The sequence below is a fragment of the Pantoea sp. DY-15 genome (assembly GCF_019795935.1).
Taxonomy (GTDB): domain Bacteria; phylum Pseudomonadota; class Gammaproteobacteria; order Enterobacterales; family Enterobacteriaceae; genus Pantoea; species Pantoea leporis.
This window is the reverse complement of the sequence record NZ_JAIMIF010000009.1, coordinates 1-17923: the sequence shown is the minus strand read 5'-3', so window position 1 is coordinate 17923 and position 17923 is coordinate 1. Positions and strand designations below refer to the sequence as shown.

The following is a 17923-nucleotide window of genomic DNA, read 5'->3' as shown; positions in this document are numbered from 1 at the left end:
ATGGCGACCCTACTGATTGCCGGTTTTGTAGGGTGCGCATTCATGCGCACCGGTAAAACAATAAAAAAGGAGCCAGTTGGCTCCTTTTTCACATCATGTCACTAGATTAACCGGTATTACGCATACCCGCTGCAACACCTGCGATCGTCACCATCAACGCTTGTTCAACACGCGCATCTGGCTCATCACCGCGCTCTTCCTGCGCACGCGAACGATGCAGCAGTTCAGCCTGCAACACGTTCAGCGGATCGGTATAAACGTTACGCAGCGCGATGGACTCGGCAATCCACGGTTGGTCAGCCATCAGATGGGCATCGTTCGCGATGGTCAGCACCGCTTTGATATCCGCATCCAGCTGATCGCGCAGCTGCTTGCCGAGCGACCACAGTGATTTATCCACCAGACGCTGATCGTAGTACTCCGCCAGCCACAGATCGGCTTTCGAGAACACCATCTCCAGCATGCCAAGGCGTGTGGCGAAGAACGGCCACTCGCGGCACATGTTCTCCAGCTCATCCTGATGACCTTCATCCATCGCTTTCTGCAACGCGGCACCCGCGCCCAGCCAGGCTGGCAGCATTAGGCGGTTCTGCGTCCAGGCGAAGATCCACGGAATGGCACGCAGCGATTCCACACCGCCGGTTGGGCGACGTTTAGCCGGACGTGAACCCAGCGGCAATTTGCCCAGCTCCTGCTCTGGCGTGGCCGAGCGGAAATAGGGCACGAAGTCCGGATTCTCACGCACATAGCCGCGATACATCGCACAGGAGTGCGCCGACAGGCCATTCATGATCTCCTGCCATTCGCGCTTTGGTTCCGGCGGAGGCAGCAGGTTGGCTTCCAGAATCGCGCCGGTGTAAAGCGACAGGCTGGCGATGGTGACTTCTGGCAAACCGTATTTGAAGCGAATCATCTCGCCCTGTTCGGTTACGCGCAGGCCACCTTTCAGGCTGCCTGGCGGTTGTGACAACAGCGCCGCATGGGCTGGTGCGCCGCCACGACCGATTGAGCCGCCGCGTCCGTGGAACAGCGTCAGCGTGATGCCCGCGCTTTCACAGGTTTTGATCAGCGCATCCTGCGCCTGATATTGCGCCCAGCTGGCGGCCATCACGCCGGCATCTTTCGCCGAGTCGGAATAGCCAATCATCACCATCTGTTTGCCATTGATAAAGCCGCGATACCAGTCGATGTTCAGCAACTGCGTCATCACGTCGTTAGCGTTGTTCAGGTCATCAAGGGTTTCGAACAGCGGCGCAACCGGCATAGCGTAAGGAATGCCGGCTTCTTTCAGCAGCAGATGCACGGCCAGCACGTCCGACGGCGTTTTCGCCATGGAGATCACGTAGGAAGCAATTGAACCCTGCGGCGCTTCGGCCACCACTTTGCAGGTATCCAGCACTTCGCGCGTCTCATCGCCCGGCTCCCACTGATGCGGCAACAGCGGACGCTTAGAGTTCAGTTCGCGAATCAGGAAGGCTTGTTTATCCGCTTCTGACCAGCTTTCGTAATCACCGAGGCCGAGATAGCGCGTTACTTCGGCAATCGCCTGGGTATGGCGGGTGCTCTCCTGACGGATATCAATACGCACCAGCGGCACGCCGAAACACTTCACGCGGCGCAGCGTATCCAGCAGCTGGCCGTTGGCGATGATGCCCATGCCGCACTGCTGCAGAGATTGATAGATAGCGAACAGCGGATCCCACAGCTGATCGTTGGAGACCAGCAGATCGGCCGGACGCGGCAGGCGCTCGCCTTTCAGACGACGGCCAAGATAGGCCTGCGTGGTCATCAACTGGCCGCGGATGCGCTTCAGCACCATACGGTACGGCTCCAGCGCGTCCGCATCGCCGCACAGCTCGCGCACTTCGTCGCTGCATTCGGACATCGACAGCTCAGAAATGAGTACGCCGATATCGCGCAGGAACAGGTCAGCGGCTTTCCAGCGGCTCAGCTGCATCGCGTGGCGGGTAATCGGTGCGGTAACGTTCGGGTTGCCGTCACGGTCGCCGCCCATCCACGAGGTAAATTTAATCGGCACGAAATCGACCGGCAGCTTAATGCCAAAAGTCTCTTCCACTTGCTCATTCAGCTCACGCAGGAAGGCTGGCACGCCTTGCCACAGGCTGTTTTCCACCACGGCAAAGCCCCATTTGGCTTCATCAATCGGTGTTGGACGGTATTTACGGATCTCGTCAGTGTGCCATGCTTGCGCCACCAGCTGACGCAGACGGCGCATCACCTGGGTACGTTCGTAGTCAGAGATATCGCTGTGATCGAGTTGCTGCAAACAGCTGTTCACTTCGCCCAGCATATGGATCAGCGTGCGGCGGGTAATTTCGGTGGGGTGCGCAGTCAGCACCAGCTCCAGCGACAGCTCTTCAATCGACTGGCGGATCGCCGCTTCGCTGATATCGCCTTGCTGTTTCAGACGCTCGAAAGTCTTTTTCAGCAGCTCAGGATGGTTCGCCCCATCGCCGCTACGCGAAATGGTTTGATACTGTTCTGCCACGTTGGTGAGATTAAGGAACTGGCTAAACGCACGCGCCACCGGCAGCAGCTCGTCATTCGACAGATTTTGCAGCGTGGTCAGCAGTTCCTGACGATGAGTGTCATTTCCCGCACGGGATGACTTAGAGAGTTTACGGATGGTCTCCACCTGGTCGAGGATGTTCTCTCCTAGTGCATCCTTAATCGTATCCCCGAGCAGTTTGCCGAGCATACTGACATTACTTCGCATTGCGGAATATTGTTCGTTCATTGGACCCTGACACCCTTATCGTCTTTTTTAATACTCTTACGCCCAACGGGCATAACATCGTCTTTTATCTAGCCACGTATCTTCCTGCGCGTCAATTGCCTTAAATCTACGTAAATGTGCTGCTAAATGGCGGAAATTCAAAGAATTTGCTTGCATCGAAGCGAGATAAGTTATTCTTATTATCAAATCCCGAACAATGACGGGGCAATTTGCTGATTTAACAGTGAAATGCCCCATTTGTTGTTCATCAATGACAAAAATGCTGTACGACCTGGGTGATAAGCGCATGAGTCGGCTTGATAAATGCGGTATCAATAAACTCATCAGGTTGATGGGCTTGATTGATAGATCCCGGGCCTAATACCAGCGTTGGGCACAATTGCTGGATAAAAGGCGCTTCAGTGCAATAGTTCACCACTTCGGTTGGTACGCCCAGCAGCTTCTCCACCACTTGCACCAGCTCATGATCGGCCGGACATTCGTAGCCTGGAATCGGCGGATGCAGCTCGCCTACGGTGAGACGTCCCGGCCAGCGCGCACTTACCGGCGCCAGCGCGTCATTCAGCAGACCATCCAAATCGCTCAGGGTTAAGCCCGGCAGCGGGCGAATATCCATGTGCAATTCACAGCAGGCGCAGATGCGGTTGGCCGCGTCGCCACCATGAATATGCCCAAAGTTCATGGTTGGATAAGGAATGGCAAAACCATCGTGGTTGTAACGCTCTTTCAGCGTGTTACGCAGCTGCATCAGCTGGGTAATGGATTCATGCATCAGTTCAATGGCGTTAACGCCGCGTGACGGATCGCTGGAGTGGCCTGATTGCCCCTGAATACGAATCACATTCGACAGATGACCTTTATGCGCGCGCACCGGCTTAAGCGAGGTGGGCTCGCCGATGATGGCGCAATCCGGACGCAGCTGCGTTGATTCAGAGAAATACTTAGCGCCCGCCATGGTGGTCTCCTCGTCGGCGGTGGCGAGGATGTAGAGCGGCTTGCTGAGTTTGGTCACGTCAACGTCACGCAGCGCATCCAGAATAAAGGCGAAGAAGCCTTTCATATCGGCGGTGCCCAGGCCGTACAGCTTGTTGTCGTGTTCGGTCAGCGTGAAAGGATCGCGCGTCCAGCGGCCATCATCGTAAGGCACGGTGTCGGTATGACCGGCCAATAACAAGCCGCCTGCGCCCAATCCGCTGCGCGCCAGCATGTTGAATTTATGCCGCGTGCCAGGCACCGGCTGCACTTCGACACTGAAGCCAATATCGCGGAACCAGCCGGCCAGCAAATTGATTAAAGTTTCATTACTCTGATCCAGTGCGCTATCGGTTGCGCTGATTGATGGCGTGGCAATCAACTGGCGGTAGAGTTCGATAAAAGGTGGTAATTTTGTCTTCACTGTTGACGGTCCTTGGGTTAGGATGTATCAATATTCATGCATTAATAGTGAATAAAAATACAATAACGTCGCTTGCATGTGAAGCATCAAATCTTCTGCAAACGGCATTCTGGGCAACGGGGCAAGGCCGCGACCCGATACGTGTGACTGTAATAAGGTATACAGCCTGATGTTGAATACGCTGATCGTTGGTGCCAGTGGTTACGCTGGCGTAGAGCTTGCCACCTACCTGAATCGCCATCCGCATATGAACATAACCGCTTTGGCGGTTTCAGCGCAAAGCCCGGATGCTGGAAAGTTATTGTCGGATTTGCATCCGCAGCTCAAAGGCATTGTCGATTTGCCGTTGCAGCCGCTGAGCGATGCCGCCGAATGGGCCGACAAAGTGGATGTGGTGTTCCTCGCCACCGCTCACGAAGTCAGCCACGATCTGGCACCTGAATTCCTCAAAGCCGGTTGCGTGGTGTTCGATCTCTCCGGCGCGTTCCGCGTAAACGACGACGCTTTCTATACGCAATATTACGGTTTCAGCCATCAGCATCAGGATTGGCTGGACAAGGCTGTTTACGGCCTGGCCGAATGGCAGCACGACAAAATCAAAGATGCGGAGCTGGTTGCGGTGCCGGGTTGCTACCCAACCGCAGCCCAGCTTTCGCTGAAACCGCTGATCGCAGCGGGCCTGCTCAGCGATGCACAGTGGCCGGTGATCAACGCCACCAGCGGCGTGAGCGGCGCAGGGCGCAAAGCCAACGTTGGCACCAGCTTCTGTGAAGTGAGCTTGCAGCCTTACGGCCTGTTTAATCATCGTCATCACCCGGAAATTGTGGCGCATCTCGGTACGCCGGTGATCTTCACGCCACATCTGGGCAGCTTCCCACGCGGGATTTTATCGACCACCACTTGCCGCCTGAAAGCGGGCGTGACGCAGCAGGATGTGGCGGATGCCTTCCATAACGCTTACCACGACAAACCGCTGGTGCGCGTCTATGACAAAGGCGTACCGGCGCTGAAAGCGGTGGTCGGTTTGCCGTTCTGCGACATCGGCTTCGCCATGCAAGGCGAGCACCTGATTGTGGTGGCCGCCGAAGATAACCTGCTGAAAGGCGCCTCATCGCAGGCGGTTCAGTGTTTAAACATTCGTTTCGGCTTCCCCGAAACGCTGTCTCTGATTTAACGAACGGATAACGCAATGAATCCATTGATCATTAAACTGGGTGGCGTGCTGCTGGATAGCGAAGAAGCGCTGGCTCGTCTGTTTGATGCCCTGCTGGCATACCGCAACGAACATCAGCGTCCGCTGATCATTGTGCACGGCGGCGGTTGCGTGGTGGACGAGCTGATGAAGAAGCTCGCGCTGCCGGTGAAAAAGAAGAACGGTTTGCGCGTGACGCCAGCCGATCAGATTGACATTATTACCGGCGCGTTAGCCGGTACCGCCAACAAAACGCTGCTGGCGTGGGCGAAGAAATATGGCATCGGCGCGGTGGGTTTGTGCCTCGGCGATGCCGGTCTGGTCAACGTAGCGCAGTTCGATGAAGAGCTGGGACACGTTGGCAACGCGACGCCTGGCAATCCGGCGCTGGTGAACACGCTGCTGGCGGCGGGCTACATGCCGGTGATCAGCTCGATTGGCATCACCGACGGCGGCGAGTTGATGAACGTCAACGCCGACCAGGCCGCCACCGCGCTGGCGGCGACCATCGGTGCCGATTTGGTGCTGTTGTCTGACGTCAGCGGTATTCTCGACGGCAAAGGTCAGCGCATCGAAGAGATGACCGCCGCGAAAGCGGAGCAGCTGATTGCGCAGGGCATCATCACCGATGGCATGATCGTGAAAGTGAACGCGGCACTTGATGCCGCCCGCACGCTCGGTCGCCCGGTCGATATCGCCAGCTGGCGTCATGCTGAACAACTGCCAACCCTTTTCAACGGCGTGTCGATTGGCACCCGGATTCTCGCATAATCAAGGATTAAGACATGAGCACGCAAAACATCAAAAAAATCGTTCTGGCCTACTCCGGCGGTCTGGATACTTCAGCCATCATTCCATGGTTGAAAGAGAACTACGGCGGCTGTGAAGTGGTGGCATTCGTGGCGAACATTGGTCAGGATCCGGCCGATCTGGAAGGCGTTGAGAAGAAAGCGCTGCAGTCAGGTGCGTCTGAGTGCCACGTGGTTGACCTGCGTGAAGCGTTCATCAGCGATTACGTGTATCCGGTTCTGCAGACTGGCGCCCTGTACGAAGGCACTTATCTGCTGGGTACCTCAATGGCGCGTCCGATTATCGCTAAAGCCCAGGTTGAGCTGGCACTGAAAGTGGGCGCAGATGCGCTGTGCCACGGCGCAACCGGTAAAGGTAACGATCAGGTGCGTTTCGAAACCACCTACACCGCGCTGGCACCACAACTGAAAGTGGTTGCGCCATGGCGTGAATGGGACCTGCGTTCACGTGAGGCGCTGCTGGATTACCTGAAAGAGCGCAATATCCCGACCACCGCATCGCTGGAAAAAATCTACAGCCGCGATGAGAACGCATGGCACATCTCTACCGAAGGCGGCGTGCTGGAAAGCCCAGCTAACGCACCGAACAAAGATTGCTGGGTGTGGACCGTTGATCCGCTGGAAGCGCCAGATCAGCCAGAAAACGTCACCGTTACCGTGGAGAAAGGTCGCGTGGTGGCGGTGAATGGTGAGACGCTGAGCCCGTTCCAGTGCCTGGAAAAACTCAACGTGCTGGGCGCCAAACACGGCGTCGGCCGTATCGACATCGTGGAAAACCGTCTGGTAGGCATCAAGTCCCGCGGCTGCTACGAAACTCCAGGCGGCACCATCATGGTTAACGCGCTGCGTGCGGTTGAACAGCTGGTGCTGGATCGCGATAGCTTCAAATGGCGTGAGCAACTGGGTCATGAAATGTCTTACGTGGTTTACGATGGCCGCTGGTTCGCGCCGCTGCGTAAATCCGTCCAGGCCGCTGCTGAATCACTGGCAGAAGAGGTGAACGGCGAAGTGGTACTGCAGCTGTATAAAGGCCAAGCTACGGCGATTCAGAAAACCTCTGCTAACAGCCTGTACTCAGAAGAGTTCGCCACCTTTGGCGAAGACGAAGTTTACGATCACCGTCACGCGGGTGGCTTTATCCGCTTGTTCTCGCTCTCTTCACGCATTCGCGCGCTGAACGAGCAGAAGAAGTAATTCCGCAGCAATCGACATAATTTGCAAGGGCGGCTTCGGGCCGCCTTTTCTATAACGGATTCAGGAGTAATTCAGATGGCACTTTGGGGCGGACGTTTTTCGCAGGCAGCAGACCAACGGTTTAAACAGTTCAACGACTCGCTGCGTTTTGACTATCGCCTGGCCGAGCAGGACATTACCGGCTCGATTGCCTGGTCAAAAGCGCTGGTGACGGTCAACGTGCTGACTAATGAAGAGCAGCAACAGCTGGAAAGCGCGTTGAATGAGCTGCTGGCCGAGGTACGCGCCAATCCTGAGCAGATTCTGCAAAGCGATGCGGAAGATATTCACAGCTGGGTGGAAGGCAAGCTGATCGACAAAGTAGGCGCGCTGGGCAAGAAATTGCATACAGGACGTAGCCGTAACGATCAGGTCGCGACCGATCTGAAATTGTGGTGCAAAGAGCAAGTTGCGGTGCTGCTGGAGGCGACGCGCGAGCTGCAATCGGCGCTGGTCGCCACGGCACAAGCCAATCAGGACGCGGTGATGCCGGGTTATACGCACCTGCAGCGCGCGCAGCCGGTGACTTTCGCGCATTGGTGCCTGGCGTACGTTGAGATGCTGGCGCGTGACGAGAGCCGTCTGCAGGATGCGTTGAAGCGTATGGATGTCAGTCCGCTGGGTTGCGGCGCGCTGGCGGGTACCGCTTACGAGATCGATCGTCAGCAGCTGGCCGGCTGGTTAGGTTTTGCCTCTGCCACGCGTAACAGTCTTGATACCGTTTCCGATCGCGATCACGTGCTGGAACTGCTGTCAGACGCCTCGATTGGCATGGTGCATCTGTCGCGCTTTGCAGAAGACCTGATCTTCTTCAACACCGGTGAAGCGGGCTTCCTTGAGCTGTCGGATAAAGTCACTTCCGGCTCTTCGCTGATGCCGCAGAAGAAAAACCCGGATGCGCTGGAGCTGATCCGTGGCAAATGTGGCCGTGTGCAAGGTGCGCTGACCGGCATGATGATGACGCTGAAAGGCCTGCCGCTGGCGTATAACAAAGATATGCAGGAAGACAAAGAAGGGCTGTTCGATGCGCTTGATACCTGGCTCGACTGCCTGCATATGTCGGTGCTGGTGCTGGACGGCATTCAGGTAAAACGTCCACGTTGCCAGGAAGCCGCTGAGCAGGGCTACGCCAACTCGACCGAGCTGGCCGATTATCTGGTGGCAAAAGGCGTTCCGTTCCGCGAAGCCCACCACATTGTGGGTGAAACCGTGGTGGAAGCGATCAAGCAAGGCGTGGCGCTGGAAGCGCTCACTCTGACGCAGTTGAAGCAGTTCAGCGCGGTGATTGAGGATGACGTGTATCCAATTCTGTCGCTGCAATCCTGCCTGGATAAGCGTAATGCGCAAGGCGGCGTGTCACCGCAGCAAGTTGCGTTTGCCATCGGCGAAGCGCAGAAGCGTTTGGGTTAAAAGCTATGCGCAATAAATTGCGCCGCTACGGTATGTGCAGGAATGCGTAGCGGCGCGATTTATCGCGCTCTGTTGATATCCAGCAGGCGAGCGACAAGCAAAAAAAAGCGGGCACCTCTTCGGTAGCCCGCCAACCTCTAGCTTCGGAATTACATATTGTTATAGGCACATCATCAAGGGCTGGCCACTCCCGGCCAGCACAGTGATTGGTTTCAAGCAGATTGCAGGTACTGCTCCAGATCGTCGCTACCGCCAATATGACGACCACCGATAAACACCTGAGGCACCGTTGCGCGGCCTGATACGGCACGCAGACTCACGGTTGTGGCATCTTGCCCCAGCACGATTTCTTCAAATGCGATGCTGTGATCGATCAACAGCTGTTTCGCTTTGGTGCAGAACGGACAACCCGGCTTAGTAAACAGCGACACAGATTCCTGCACCTTAAATTCGGGTGCCAGATAACGCAGCAGCGTATCGGCATCAGACACTTCAAACGGATCGCCCGGCTTGTTCGGCTCAACAAACATCTTCTCGATTACGCCGTTGCGCACCAGCATCGAATAACGCCAGGAGCGCGGACCAAAACCGACATCGGCTTTTTCAACCAGCATGTTCATGCCGCGCGTGAAGTCGCCATTGCCGTCCGGGATAAAGGTGATATGTTCAGCGCGCTGATCGGCTTTCCACGCATTCATGACAAAAGTATCGTTCACTGACACGCACAGAATGCTGTCGACACCGTGCTGTGCAAAGGTGCTGAACAGCTCGTTGTAGCGCGGCAGGTGGCTCGATGAGCAGGTTGGCGTAAACGCACCCGGCAGCGAGAACACGATAACGGTTTTGTCTTTGAACAGTTCGTCAGTGGTGATATCAACCCAGCGATCGCTCTGACGCGTGTGAAAGGTGACCTGCGGTACGGCTTTGCCTTCCTGGCTTGCGAACATATCTTCTCCTCACAATTCAATGGTCTTAAATCAGATGAGGCGTATTATTCCCGCTCGCGCCTTGATAGGGCCAATCGTTCATTGCTATTCTATCTATCGCCACGGGCTATCGTGGTTTGGAGGATTTCAATGAATATTCGTGATCTCGAATACCTGGTTTCACTTGCGGAGCATCGCCATTTCCGGCGTGCAGCTGACGCATGTCATGTCAGCCAACCTACCTTAAGTGGACAGATTCGTAAGCTGGAAGATGAACTTGGCGTGATGCTGCTGGAGCGAACCAGCCGTAAGGTGTTGTTTACTCAGGCTGGACTGTTGCTGGTGGATCAGGCGCGAACCGTGCTGCGCGAAGTGAAAGTGCTGAAGGAGATGGCGAGCCAGCAAGGCGAAGCGATGTCTGGACCGCTGCACATTGGTTTGATTCCAACCACCGGGCCGTATCTGCTGCCGCACATCATTCCGATGCTGCACAAAACCTTCCCCAAACTCGAAATGTACCTGCATGAAGCGCAGACGCAGCAACTGCTGGCACAGCTCGACAGCGGCAAGCTGGATTGCGCCATCGTGGCGTTGGTGAAAGAGAGTGAAGCCTTTATTGAGGTGCCGCTGTTTGATGAGCCAATGACGCTGGCGGTGTATGCCGATCATCCGTGGCGCGATCGCGATCGCGTGCCGATGTCGGATCTGGCCGGTGAGAAATTGCTGATGCTGGAAGATGGGCACTGCCTGCGCGATCAGGCGATGGGCTTCTGCTTCGAAGCCGGTGCCGATGAAGATACGCATTTCCGCGCCACCAGTCTGGAAACGCTGCGCAACATGGTTGCCGCCGGAAGCGGCATTACCTTGCTGCCTGCGCTGTCCGTGCCGAATGAACGCGAACGTGATGGCGTCTGCTATCTACCGTGTTACAAGCCGGTGCCGCAGCGCACCATTGCGTTGGTCTATCGTCCAGGATCGCCTCTGCGCAGCCGCTATGAGCAGTTGGCAGAAGCAATCAAAACCCACATGAAGGGTTATCTGGATACCTCGTTAAAACAGGCGGTTTAAGCCGTTTAACGCTGCCACGCGATAGGCTTCGGCCATGGTGGGATAGTTGAAGGTGGTATTCACGAAGTACTCAATCGTGTTGCCGCCGTTCTTCTGTTCCATGATGGCCTGGCCGATGTGAATGATCTCCGCAGCACGCTCGCCAAAGCAGTGAATCCCTAAAATCTCTTTGGTTTCGCGGTGGAACAGAATCTTCAGGCTGCCGACGTGCATGCCAACAATCTGCGCACGCGCCAGATGTTTAAACTGCGCACGACCCACTTCATACGGCACTTTCATCGCCGTCAGCTGCTGTTCGGTTTTACCCACTGAGCTGATCTCCGGAATGGTGTAAATCCCGGTTGGAATATCTTCGATCAGGTGCGCGGTAGCTTCACCTTTGATGATCGCCTGCGCGGCAATGCGGCCCTGATCGTATGCAGCAGAAGCCAGGCTTGGATAACCAATCACGTCGCCAACCGCGTAAATATGCGGCAGCGCGGTTTGATACATGCTGTTCACTTTCAGCAGGCCACGACCATCCGCTTCCAGTCCGACGTTTTCCAGCGCCAGTGAATCGGTGTTACCGGTTCGACCGTTTGCGTACAGCAGGCAATCGGCTTTCACTTTTTTGCCCGATTTAAGGTGAATAATCACCCCGTCATCAACGCCTTCAATCTTCTCGAACTCTTCGTTGTGACGAATCACCACGCCGCTGTTCCAGAAGTGATAGGAGAGGGAATCTGACATCTCCTGATCGAGGAATGCCAGCAGACGGTCGCGAGTGTTGATCAGGTCAACCTTGACGTTCAGGCCGCGGAAAATCGAGGCATATTCACAGCCAATTACGCCGGCGCCATAAATGATGACGTGGCCAGGTTCATGATGCAGGTTGAGGATGGAGTCGGAATCGTAAACGCGCGGATGGGTGAAATCGACATCCGCGGGATGATACGGACGAGAACCGCAGGCGATCACGAATTTCGCCGCGGTTAATCGCTCGCGGGTGCCGTCGGGTTGTTCCACTTCGATGGTGTTGGCATCAACAAATCGGGCATCGCCCTGATAAAGTTCACAGCGGTTGCGCTCGTAGAAGCCCTGACGCATCGCGGTTTGCTGACTGATCACGTTCTCGGTGTGGTTGAGAATGTCGGCGAATGAGGAGCGCAGGAGGCGAGTGTGATCGCTGTAAAGTGGGTTTTGATTGAACTCGATGATACGGCTAACAGCGTGACGCAGGGCTTTGGAAGGGATGGTTCCCCAGTGTGTACAACCGCCGCCGATGTTGTGGTAGCGTTCGATCACTGCAATACGCGCTCCCTGCTTCACCAGCCCCATCGCCGCACCTTCGCCGCCCGGACCGGAGCCAATCACAATGGCATCGTAATCGTAAGACTTTTGCATACCAGTACGTCCTATTTTTTTATCACATTTTTACAACGAGATTCTAACATCTCGCCGCGCACATCTGAATTCTAACAGCGTAAATTGCTGAAGTTTGACAAAGCGTGAGGTTCACAGGCGTTCACAAAGTTTGCACCGCTGTACGCTGAAAAGTTTGTTATAGTGCCTGCCAAATCACCTAAAAGGCCGGGAAAATGGGCGTCAGAGCGCTACAAAAAGAACGTACACGACGTTCACTGATTGAGGCTGCCTTCAGTCAGTTAAGTGCAGAAAGGAGTTTTGCCAGCCTGAGTTTGCGCGAAGTTGCACGCGAAGCGGGGATTGCGCCGACCTCATTTTATCGTCACTTCCGCGATGTCGATGAGCTGGGCCTGACCATGGTGGACGAAAGCGGCTTGATGCTGCGCCAGTTAATGCGTCAGGCGCGCCAGCGTATTGCCAAGGGCGGCAGCATTATCAAAACCTCGGTGGCAACTTTTATGGAGTTCATCGGGAACAATCCCAACGCTTTTCGGCTCTTACTACGCGAGCGCTCCGGAACCTCGGCGGCCTTTCGTGCCGCAGTCGCGCGTGAGATTCAGCACTTCATCGCCGAACTGGCCGATTATCTTGAATTAGAAAATCGCATGCCGCGCAGCTTCACCGAAGCGCAGGCCGAAGCCATGGTGACGATTGTGTTTAGCGCGGGTGCCGAAGCGCTGGACGTTGATATTGAGCAGCGCCGTAAGCTTGAGGATCGATTAGTGCTGCAGCTGCGCATGATCGCCAAAGGCGCTTATTACTGGTATCGCCGGGAGCAAGAGCGTCTGGCGGTTACCCTGGAAAAACCCGAAGAGTAATGTGATAAGGATAATGAAATGATTGAGCAAAACCCACGCGATAAAGGAACGCTTTTATTGGCTTTTATCACCGGTTTAGCGATCAACGGCTCCTTTTCGGTGCTGTTCAGCACGTTTGTTCCCTTTTCGATATTCCCGCTGATTGCGCTTGGCCTCGCGGCCTGGTGTTTGCATCAGCGTTATCTCAACCGCAATATGCCAGACGGCATGCCTTCACTGGCGGCGGCGTTCTTCCTGCTGGGTATTTTGGTTTATAGCGCGCTGGTGCGGGCTGAATATCCGGATATCGGCTCTAACTTCATCCCGACCATTCTGATGGTGGCGCTGGTGTTCTGGATTGGTATGCGTTTTCGCCGCGCGAAGAGCAAGCAGTGAAAAAACGGGAACCTTGGGGTTCCCGTTGTTGTTTAGGCCTTGCGCGTCAGCAGCACGCCGCATTCCATATGATGGGTATACGGGAACTGATCGAACAGCGCCAGACGCGTGACATCATGCGTTTCTCCCAGCACCGCGAGGTTGTCGCACATCGTTTGCGGGTTGCAGGAGATATAAAGGATGCGCGGATAGGCCTGCACCATCTTCACAGTTTCCTCATCCAGCCCGCTACGTGGCGGATCAACAAAAATGGTTTCGCATTGATAGCTCTTCAGGTCGATGCCTTCTAAACGATTGAAGCTGCGAACGCCCGTCATCGCCTGGGTAAACTCTTCAGCGGCCATACGAATAATCTGCACATTATCAATATGGTTGGCGGCAATGTTGTATTGCGCGGACGCGACCGACGGCTTGGCAATCTCCGTGGCCAACACGCTGCGGAAGTTACGCGCCAGCGCCAGCGAGAAGTTGCCGTTACCGCAATAGAGTTCCAGCAGATCGCCTTGCGAATCCTGCGTGACGTCCAGCGCCCACTCCAGCATCTGAATATTCATCGCCGCGTTTGGCTGGGTGAAGCTGTTTTCCACCTGACGATAAATCATCTCTTTCCCCGCGACCGGCAGGCGCTCATCCACGTAATCGCGATCGAGGCAGATTTTGGTTTTGGTGGCGCGGCCAATCAGCTGCACGTCAAAGCCTTCAGCACGCAGGCTGTCGCGCAGGGCGCTGGCGGCGGCGGTCCACTCCTCTTCCAGCTTGCGGTGATAGAGCAGCGAGATAACAATCTGGTTGCTCATCGTCGACAGGTAATCGATCTGGAACAGTTTGAAACGCAGCGTGCGGTTGTCACGGATCGCCGCGATCAGTTTTGGCATCAGCTGGTTGATCAATTCACTGGCCGCCGGGAATTGATCGACGCGGATACGTTGCTTGGTCTGTTGATCAAAGATGATGTGGTAGAGATCGTCTCCGTCGTGCCAGATGCGGAATTCGGCACGCATCCGATAGTGGCTGACCGGCGAACGGAACACCTCCACGTCGGGCGCGGCAAAGGGCATCATCATCGCCTGTAAGCGGCTGACTTTTTCCGCCAGTTGCGCGTCGTATTGTTCAATCGGGAGCTGTTCGGGTGTCATCTTTAATCCTGGTAATAAGCTGGCTTGCCGGGCGATTGTAGGCATTCAACTGCTGATGTCCAGCCCTGCGGAAAACAAGATGGCTGGAAGTCTGGATTTCCGGCCTTCCTGGCCGTAGACTGCGCCTGCCGGCCTCTTTGAGTTAAAAGGGAATCCAGTGTGAATCTGGAGCTGACGCGCAGCGGTAAAGAATGTCGTGGTGATGGCAATTACAAACACTGTCCTGCCGGATGGGAAGTTTTTTCACCATTTATGATTCTCAGCCCGAAGACCTGCCGGTGTGACGTCGCAATACATACGACCATCGCGAGCTATTGGTTGTAGTCGTGCGGCATCCTGCTTCGTCTTTTGGATGCTATAACAATGAAAAAAACACATGCTTCGCTGTTTGCCTTCAGTGCAACGGCGTTGTCTCTCTGGGCGCAATTTGGCTACGCTCAGCAGAATGATGATACGCAAATCGTTACCGCTAACCGCTTCGCACAGCCGGTCTCATCGGTGCTGGCGCCGACTACCGTTGTAACCCGTGAAGAGATTGATCGCTGGCAGTCAAAAAGCCTCACGGATGTAATGCGCCGCTTGCCGGGTGTAGATGTTGCACAGAATGGGGGATTAGGCCAGAACAGCTCCCTGTTTATTCGCGGAACTAACTCTAGCCATGTGCTGGTGCTGATCGACGGTATTCGTCTTAATCAGGCTGGCGTTTCGGGTTCATCCGATCTCAGCCAGATTCCTCTTTCGCTGGTGCAGCGCATTGAGTATGTGCGCGGGGCTCGCTCGGCGGTATATGGCTCGGATGCGATTGGCGGAGTAGTTAACATTATTACCGGCCGTGCAAAACCAGGTACCACACTGACGGCGGGCGTGGGCTCTAAAGGCTACCAGAGTTATGAAGGTTCGACGCAGCAGCAGATCGGTGATGCCACTAAGCTGACGATGGCGGGTAATTACACCTATAGCAGAGGCTACGACGTGGTGGCTAACCTGCCTGACGTATATGGCGATCCAGCGCAGAAAGATCGCGATGGCTTTATGAGTAAATCACTGTATGGCTCACTGGAGCACCAGTTTAGCGATGAGTTGAGCGGTTTCGTGCGCGGCTACGGTTTTGATAATCGCACGGCTTACGACGGTACTTATAGCTATGACAGCAGCTTCAATATCCTGGGGCTGAATGATACCCGCCAGCTTTATAGCCAGACCTGGGACACCGGCCTGCGTTACAACCATGACATCTATTCAACTCAGCTAATTGCCAGCTATAGCCGAACGAAAGATTTTAACTACGATCCGCGTACCGGCCGCTATGGCCCGGCGACCACGCTTGATGACAGTAAGCAGTACAACCTGCAATGGGGAAATACCTTCCTGGTTGGAGCTGGTACGGTGAGTGGTGGTGTGGATTGGCAAAAACAGACTACTGAGCCTGGAACGGCGTATGTCACCAGCAGCACTGAACAGCGCGATACGGGCATTTATGCGACGGCTCAGCAGCAGTTTGGCAGCATCACTGTAGAAGGCGCGGTACGTGGTGATGACAATAGCCAGTTTGGCTGGCACAGCACCTGGCAGAGTGGCGCTTCCTGGGAGTTTGTTGAAGGCTATAGCGTCTTTGCTAACTATGCCACAGCCTACAAAGCTCCGCGTCTTGGCCAATTATATGGATCTTATGGCAACAGCGATCTTAAGCCGGAAGAGAGCAAACAGTGGGAAGGTGGCTTTGACGGTCTGACTGGTCCAGTGAACTGGCGAGTGTCGGGTTATCGCAACGATATCGATAATCTGATTGATAGCGATCCCAATACCTACGTTTATTACAATATTAATAAAGCGCGTATTAAAGGTGTTGAGGCAACGGCTTCATTTGATACCGGTCCGCTGAGTCATCAGATTTCATATGATTATGTTGATGCGCGTGATGCAGAAACCAACCAGCAGTTGGTGCGCCGCGCTAAGCAGCAGGTTAAATATCAGCTCGACTGGACCTTCTATGATTTTGACTGGTCTGTGACTTATCACTACCTTGGCGATCGTTACGATACCGACTACAACCACTCCTATACTGCGGAGCGCGTCAACTTGGGCGGTGTAAGTTTATGGGATTTGGCAGTTTCGTATCCGGTCACATCACAGCTTACCGTTCGTGGTAGAATTGCCAACCTGTTCGATAAAAACTACGAGACAGTGTATGGCTATCCAACTCCAGGAACGGAGTATTACCTCAGCGCCAGCTACAGCTTCTGATCTCCGCCCCACCGTGCTGGTGTTTGACTCCGGCGTGGGTGGGCTCTCCGTTTATGATGAGGTCCGGCATTTACTGCCGGATCTTCATTATCTCTACGCCTTCGATAATGAAGGTTTCCCGTACGGCGAAAAATCCGAGGACTTTATTGTCGAGCGTGTGGTGGCGGTGGTGACAGCTATCACTCAGCGTTTTCCGCTTGCGCTGGTGATCATCGCCTGTAACTCGGCCAGCACTATCTCTTTGCCGGCTCTGCGTGAGCGCTTCGAATTCCCTGTGGTGGGTGTGGTGCCTGCGATTAAACCTGCTGCGCGCCTGACGCGTAATGGCGTGGTGGGATTGCTGGCAACTCGCGGCACGGTCAAACGTCCTTATACGCATGAGTTAGTGGCGCAATTTGCCCGCGACTGCAAAATCGAAATGCTCGGTTCTGCTGAGTTGGTGGAGCTGGCGGAAGCCAAGCTGCATGGCGAAGATGTTGAGTTAGCTGATGTGCGACGCGCCGTGCAACCCTGGCTACGCATGAAAGAGCCACCTGATACCGTGGTCCTTGGATGTACGCATTTCCCTTTACTGCGTGATGAGCTGCAATTGGTGCTGCCGGAAGGGACAAGGTTGGTGGATTCGGGCGCGGCTATTGCGCGTCGTACCGTTTGGTTATTAGAGCATGAAGCACCGCAGGCGGTTTCATCCGGTCAGAATTTAGCGTTCTGTACGCGTATGGATGATGAAGTGACGAAATTGTCACCGATTTTACAGCGTTATGGCTTCCCATTGTTGGAAAAATTAGCAGTTTAGTGGCGTTTCGACGAAAAAATCAGCACTCGGAAATTAATTTGTAATTAGCGCTTGTCAGCTCCGAAGAAATCCCTATACTGCGCCTCCACTGACACGGAACAACGGCTTACGAAGCGATGTGTTCAGGAGGTGGTCTTCAAGGCAACCTTCAGAAAAGCAAAAATAAATGCTTGACTGAGAATGCGGAAAGCGTAATATACGCATCCCGCGCCGCTAGAGAAATCGCGGCATGCTCTTTAACAATTTATCAGACAATCTGTGTGGGCACTCGCAGGATTGATATCAGCGTCTCCGGACGCAACAAAATATCAAAGCCTCACGAGTGAACACATAATGAAATTCATTATGACGTTTTACA

14 protein-coding genes and 1 riboswitch are annotated in these 17923 nt (G+C 54.8%); of the genes, 9 read left to right on the top strand and 5 right to left on the bottom strand.

Annotation, left to right across the window (positions count from 1 at the left end; all coding sequences use genetic code 11):
* Positions 1 to 106 precede the first annotated feature (106 nt).
* Both ppc and argE read right to left on the bottom strand, forming a co-directional pair.
* Positions 107 to 2758 carry a phosphoenolpyruvate carboxylase gene (gene ppc, locus K5Y32_RS23990; protein ID WP_222186069.1) on the bottom strand — a complete coding sequence of 884 codons (2652 nt, stop codon included), beginning with the start codon at positions 2756 to 2758 and terminating at the stop codon, positions 107 to 109.
* 247 nt (positions 2759 to 3005) lie between these two features.
* Positions 3006 to 4154 carry an acetylornithine deacetylase gene (gene argE / locus K5Y32_RS23985; protein ID WP_007885409.1) on the bottom strand — a complete coding sequence of 383 codons (1149 nt, stop codon included), beginning with the start codon at positions 4152 to 4154 and terminating at the stop codon, positions 3006 to 3008.
* Between the two features lie 169 nt (positions 4155 to 4323).
* Between argE and argC the strand changes: the two genes are divergently transcribed.
* The 4 genes from argC (at position 4324) to argH (ending at position 8798) form a co-directional block, all read left to right on the top strand.
* Positions 4324 to 5328 (top strand): N-acetyl-gamma-glutamyl-phosphate reductase, encoded by a 1005-nt coding sequence (argC, locus tag K5Y32_RS23980; RefSeq protein WP_222186068.1) that lies wholly within the window; start codon positions 4324 to 4326, stop codon positions 5326 to 5328.
* Positions 5329 to 5343: 15 nt separating this feature from the next.
* Positions 5344 to 6117 (top strand): acetylglutamate kinase, encoded by a 774-nt coding sequence (gene argB / locus K5Y32_RS23975; RefSeq protein ID WP_007885411.1) that lies wholly within the window; start codon positions 5344 to 5346, stop codon positions 6115 to 6117.
* 14 nt (positions 6118 to 6131) lie between these two features.
* The gene (locus tag K5Y32_RS23970) at positions 6132 to 7349 is read left to right on the top strand and encodes an argininosuccinate synthase (protein ID WP_222186067.1); all 1218 of its coding nucleotides are present in this window, start codon (positions 6132 to 6134) and stop codon (positions 7347 to 7349) included.
* Positions 7350 to 7424: 75 nt separating this feature from the next.
* The gene (gene argH / locus K5Y32_RS23965) at positions 7425 to 8798 is read left to right on the top strand and encodes an argininosuccinate lyase (RefSeq protein ID WP_222186066.1); all 1374 of its coding nucleotides are present in this window, start codon (positions 7425 to 7427) and stop codon (positions 8796 to 8798) included.
* 212 nt (positions 8799 to 9010) lie between these two features.
* Here the strand turns inward: argH and K5Y32_RS23960 are convergent, their stop codons facing one another.
* On the bottom strand, positions 9011 to 9745 hold the full coding sequence (locus tag K5Y32_RS23960) for a glutathione peroxidase (protein WP_176972232.1): 735 nt from the start codon (positions 9743 to 9745) through the stop codon (positions 9011 to 9013).
* A 129-nt stretch (positions 9746 to 9874) separates the two neighbouring features.
* Here K5Y32_RS23960 and oxyR point away from each other — a divergent pair, with 129 nt between their 5' ends.
* Positions 9875 to 10792: a DNA-binding transcriptional regulator OxyR gene (gene oxyR, locus K5Y32_RS23955; RefSeq protein ID WP_008109652.1), complete on the top strand. Its 918-nt coding sequence runs from the start codon at positions 9875 to 9877 to the stop codon at positions 10790 to 10792.
* Here the strand turns inward: oxyR and sthA are convergent.
* Positions 10775 to 12175, bottom strand: coding sequence for a Si-specific NAD(P)(+) transhydrogenase (gene sthA / locus K5Y32_RS23950; RefSeq protein WP_101760632.1), 1401 nt, complete (start codon positions 12173 to 12175; stop codon positions 10775 to 10777). The genes oxyR and sthA overlap by 18 nt on opposite strands.
* 194 nt (positions 12176 to 12369) lie before the next feature.
* On the opposite strand from sthA, the gene fabR reads away from it, so the two are divergent.
* Together fabR and K5Y32_RS23940 are read left to right on the top strand one after the other, a co-directional pair.
* On the top strand, positions 12370 to 13014 hold the full coding sequence (fabR, locus tag K5Y32_RS23945; RefSeq protein ID WP_008109648.1) for an HTH-type transcriptional repressor FabR: 645 nt from the start codon (positions 12370 to 12372) through the stop codon (positions 13012 to 13014).
* A gap of 18 nt (positions 13015 to 13032) precedes the next feature.
* Positions 13033 to 13389 (top strand): YijD family membrane protein, encoded by a 357-nt coding sequence (locus K5Y32_RS23940; RefSeq protein ID WP_061720276.1) that lies wholly within the window; start codon positions 13033 to 13035, stop codon positions 13387 to 13389.
* Positions 13390 to 13421: 32 nt separating this feature from the next.
* On the opposite strand, the gene trmA is transcribed toward K5Y32_RS23940, so the two are convergent.
* Positions 13422 to 14525 (bottom strand): tRNA (uridine(54)-C5)-methyltransferase TrmA, encoded by a 1104-nt coding sequence (gene trmA / locus K5Y32_RS23935; protein ID WP_222186065.1) that lies wholly within the window; start codon positions 14523 to 14525, stop codon positions 13422 to 13424.
* Positions 14526 to 14637: 112 nt separating this feature from the next.
* A riboswitch (cobalamin riboswitch) is annotated at positions 14638 to 14820 on the top strand.
* A gap of 68 nt (positions 14821 to 14888) precedes the next feature.
* On the opposite strand from trmA, the gene btuB reads away from it, so the two are divergent.
* Entirely contained in the window at positions 14889 to 16769 is a 1881-nt protein-coding gene (gene btuB, locus K5Y32_RS23930) for a TonB-dependent vitamin B12 receptor BtuB (protein ID WP_222186064.1), read from the top strand.
* Positions 16714 to 17565, top strand: a complete 852-nt coding sequence (murI, locus tag K5Y32_RS23925; RefSeq protein ID WP_008109644.1) for a glutamate racemase — start codon at positions 16714 to 16716, stop codon at positions 17563 to 17565. Before btuB ends, murI begins: the two co-directional genes overlap by 56 nt.
* Positions 17566 to 17923: the final 358 nt, after the last annotated feature.

What these genes read in the sequence shown, in the direction of transcription:
- argC (WP_222186068.1), top strand. Translation starts at nt 4,324, where the DNA reads ATGTTGAATACGCTGATCGTTGGTGCCAGTGGTTACGCTGGCGTAGAG.
- fabR (WP_008109648.1), top strand. Translation starts at nt 12,370, where the DNA reads ATGGGCGTCAGAGCGCTACAAAAAGAACGTACACGACGTTCACTGATT.
- K5Y32_RS23960 (WP_176972232.1), bottom strand. Translation starts at nt 9,745, where the DNA reads ATGTTCGCAAGCCAGGAAGGCAAAGCCGTACCGCAGGTCACCTTTCAC.
- trmA (WP_222186065.1), bottom strand. Translation starts at nt 14,525, where the DNA reads ATGACACCCGAACAGCTCCCGATTGAACAATACGACGCGCAACTGGCG.
- argB (WP_007885411.1), top strand. Translation starts at nt 5,344, where the DNA reads ATGAATCCATTGATCATTAAACTGGGTGGCGTGCTGCTGGATAGCGAA.
- oxyR (WP_008109652.1), top strand. Translation starts at nt 9,875, where the DNA reads ATGAATATTCGTGATCTCGAATACCTGGTTTCACTTGCGGAGCATCGC.
- murI (WP_008109644.1), top strand. Translation starts at nt 16,714, where the DNA reads ATGGCTATCCAACTCCAGGAACGGAGTATTACCTCAGCGCCAGCTACA.
- ppc (WP_222186069.1), bottom strand. Translation starts at nt 2,758, where the DNA reads ATGAACGAACAATATTCCGCAATGCGAAGTAATGTCAGTATGCTCGGC.
- btuB (WP_222186064.1), top strand. Translation starts at nt 14,889, where the DNA reads ATGAAAAAAACACATGCTTCGCTGTTTGCCTTCAGTGCAACGGCGTTG.
- argH (WP_222186066.1), top strand. Translation starts at nt 7,425, where the DNA reads ATGGCACTTTGGGGCGGACGTTTTTCGCAGGCAGCAGACCAACGGTTT.
- sthA (WP_101760632.1), bottom strand. Translation starts at nt 12,175, where the DNA reads ATGCAAAAGTCTTACGATTACGATGCCATTGTGATTGGCTCCGGTCCG.
- K5Y32_RS23940 (WP_061720276.1), top strand. Translation starts at nt 13,033, where the DNA reads ATGATTGAGCAAAACCCACGCGATAAAGGAACGCTTTTATTGGCTTTT.
- K5Y32_RS23970 (WP_222186067.1), top strand. Translation starts at nt 6,132, where the DNA reads ATGAGCACGCAAAACATCAAAAAAATCGTTCTGGCCTACTCCGGCGGT.